Source organism: Chroococcidiopsis thermalis PCC 7203, assembly GCF_000317125.1.
Classification (GTDB): Bacteria; Cyanobacteriota; Cyanobacteriia; order Cyanobacteriales; family Chroococcidiopsidaceae; genus Chroococcidiopsis; species Chroococcidiopsis thermalis.
This window is the reverse complement of sequence record NC_019696.1, coordinates 1-2,779: the sequence shown is the minus strand read 5'-3', so window position 1 is coordinate 2,779 and position 2,779 is coordinate 1. Positions and strand designations below refer to the sequence as shown.

At 44.1% G+C, this 2,779-nt stretch carries 3 protein-coding genes; 2 read left to right on the top strand and 1 reads right to left on the bottom strand.

Going from position 1 to position 2,779, the window contains the following annotated elements; translation table 11 throughout:
- Positions 1–114: 114 nt before the first annotated feature.
- Entirely contained in the window at positions 115–270 is a 156-nt protein-coding gene (locus CHRO_RS33080) for a hypothetical protein (protein WP_181824436.1), read from the bottom strand.
- An 827-nt stretch (positions 271–1,097) separates the two neighbouring features.
- Between CHRO_RS33080 and CHRO_RS29295 the strand changes: the two genes are divergently transcribed.
- Complete coding sequence (locus tag CHRO_RS29295) at positions 1,098–2,045, top strand: protein rep (protein ID WP_015157504.1); 948 nt, start codon at positions 1,098–1,100, stop codon at positions 2,043–2,045.
- Positions 2,046–2,106: 61 nt separating this feature from the next.
- Positions 2,107–2,397, top strand: coding sequence for a hypothetical protein (locus tag CHRO_RS29290; RefSeq protein WP_015157503.1), 291 nt, complete (start codon positions 2,107–2,109; stop codon positions 2,395–2,397).
- Positions 2,398–2,779 lie beyond the last annotated feature (382 nt).

The window sequence follows — 2,779 nt, the reverse complement described above, 5'->3', positions numbered from 1 at the left end:
CTGGTCAAGGGGAAGGGGAAGGAAACCGCAACGAGTAAAAGGACAACTTTTAGCTAGCTACAAAACTAGGCTAGCAAAGCATTCTCGTTGCGAATCTTAAGGTTTGGCGCACGGCTAATAGGATTTGTTCAATGCCTTGAGTAAACTGTCGGCGATCGCCACGGAAGTAGAAACGATTTGCTCTTGGCTGTAGCTTTGGGAGCTAGAGATTAGAGCAGCTGCAATCTGGAGTGCAAAATGCTCTTTTTTGGTCAGCTGTAGGTTTGTCACGTTGAATCTTGATGTCTGATCAGTAAATTTATCTGCAATAAGCTTACCCACCTGGCGCGTTGCTCGTTTCTAGCGAGTAGTAGCGCGGCGAACTATATAGTTCGCAACAAGTAAAAGAGCGATTCTATGGAAGATTTTGGCGTAGGGTTCTAGCAGGCTTATTCTCAATAAGCTGGTCTTGTTGCCTGTGGAAAACTTTTTGGGATGTGCAGATGTAAGGTAACACTGCACATCCGTCCTGAATTCAGGAACACCCCGGCTTCCGTGTGATATTTCACAATTTACAAGCTTTTTGACTATTTTCAATAAGCTTGCTTTGTTGATTACAAGAGCTAAATAGAATTTGATACGTTTTAGTATTATAGATTTTGTACGTTTTCTAAAACTATTCTCTTCCGCGCGCGCGATCCTTTACTTGATAATAGAGGGATAACGCTGGTTTTTAAAAAGGTCTGTAAACCTTATGAGATATGCTCTTTAGCGATTTTTCAAGGGGGAGACTTTTTGGGGTCTTTGAAAAAGATAACGCTGGTTTTTAAGGGGGAGACTTTTTTGGAGTCTTTGAAAAAGATAACGCTGGTTTTTAAATCTGGCTATAAACTTTAATGTGTAACTGTTTTACCCTTGACGCTCAGGGGGAAAGAACTTAGGATAGCTGTTTGTAAACGGACAGCTTAGGCTCAATCAAGGAGAGGAAGTAATTTTAGGCTTCCACGCAGTTTGAGTTAAGCAAAATCTGGTAGGCACTAGAGCAAAACTCTAGTGTATGCAGACACGCCAGTCTGCATCTGTCCAATAGCCCCATTAGTAGTGGGGAATGGACACCCATGTCTGATTTCTATTTATCAGATTTAAGTGAAAAAGACAAACCTTGGGATTATCATCGTGCGCTAACAGACAAGATTCGGGATCTTTACAGGGGAACTGAATTTGCCAGTTATGCAGAGCGGAGTGCTGTTTGTGCCAAGGTGTTAGAGTTTGCCTTAACTGCCACTGATGATGGTGAGCGGGTTTTTAGGTTGCAAGCAGCACGGTTTTGTCGGGTTAGGCATTGTCCTATTTGCCAATGGCGGCGATCACTCATGTGGAAAGCACGATTTATCAAAGCTTTACCGTCAATTGCTGCCGACCACCCAACGGCGCGCTGGATTTTTCTAACTTTGACAGTGAAAAATTGCCCGCTGCCGGAGTTGAGAGAAAACTTGACCAGTATGAATAAAGCCTGGAAACGTATATGTGACCGTAAGGTATTTCCAGCGTTGGGATGGGTCAAGTCATTTGAAGTAACTCGTTCAAAGGATGGAACTGCTCATCCTCACTTCCATGTGCTGATGATGGTTCCTCCCAGCTATTTCAAGAAAGACTATATTAGCCAGCAGAAATGGCGTGAATTGTGGCAGCACGCCTTAAGGGCTGATTACGAGCCTGTAGTAGATGTGAGGGCAATTAAGCCTAAATCAGGTTCCATTGACCCTGCTGACCCCAGCAAGCCCCTCTTAGCTACTATTAAGGAGACGCTGAAGTATACAGTCAAGGGACAAGATTTGGCAGCTGATGCCTCTTGGTTAGTTGAGTTGACGCATCAGCTCCACAAGACTAGGGCAATTGCCTTGGGTGGAGTGTTGAAGAATTATTTGTCTGAGGAGGAGCCGGATCAGGGTGACTTGATTCATGGGGATGAGGATCAGGGCGATGTGTCGCCGGATGACCCGCGTTGGTGGTTTAGCTGGCGAGAGATGATCAAGCGGTACATGGGTGATCAAGAGGAAGAATAGATACTGTACAAAACCTAAAACTATGTTATTGTAATAATGTACATTATCTATAAATACTTGTATGTCTATATCTGGTCGTGGTGGACAGCGTGAAGGATCGGGTAGACCGTCACCATGGAATAATAAAAAAACTGTAGCTATCCGCGTACCGGAAGTTTTTGTGGAAGAAGTAGTTGAATATGCACGGCGCTTAGATAGGGGAGAAAGAGTAGTAAATTCTGATAGCGTACAAAATCAGAAACTACTAGAGATGCTGAAAAATGCTTTGGATGTACCAACTAAAAGTTTTGGTAAGGGTAAAGTGATTCTGAGGGAAATAGTATCAATTTTAGAAACTGCACAAAATCAATAAGTTACTTTCTTTTGAGTAGTTATGGATAGAATTCTAAGGACTCAAAGCCTACTAGCTAGAAAAATGCTCTTCCAGCGCAAACCCCTCAAACCACCACTGACTTATGTATGGTGGAGGCGCTGTACACCGTGATTGACACTTGCCTTGCCACCCGCTCAGAGAAAGTTAGAAGTTTTGACCGAAACCATTGGTTTCTAACCAGAAAAAGAGCGGAATTTAGCTGCTTCTAATGGATTGCCAAGCAGCTAGCCCCAGCCCACTCCTTCCCCTTCCCCTTGTGACCAGCCCCTCCGATTGCAGCCGGAGACTCTATGTCAATGGCGCGTAACGGAGTGGAGCGAGCGCAGCGTCCATTGATATAGAGGTGGATGCAATACAATCT

Bases quoted from the DNA above. Each gene is read 5' to 3' on its own strand.
- CHRO_RS29295 (WP_015157504.1), top strand. From the start codon at position 1,098: ATGTCTGATTTCTATTTATCAGATTTAAGTGAAAAAGACAAACCTTGG.
- CHRO_RS29290 (WP_015157503.1), top strand. From the start codon at position 2,107: ATGTCTATATCTGGTCGTGGTGGACAGCGTGAAGGATCGGGTAGACCG.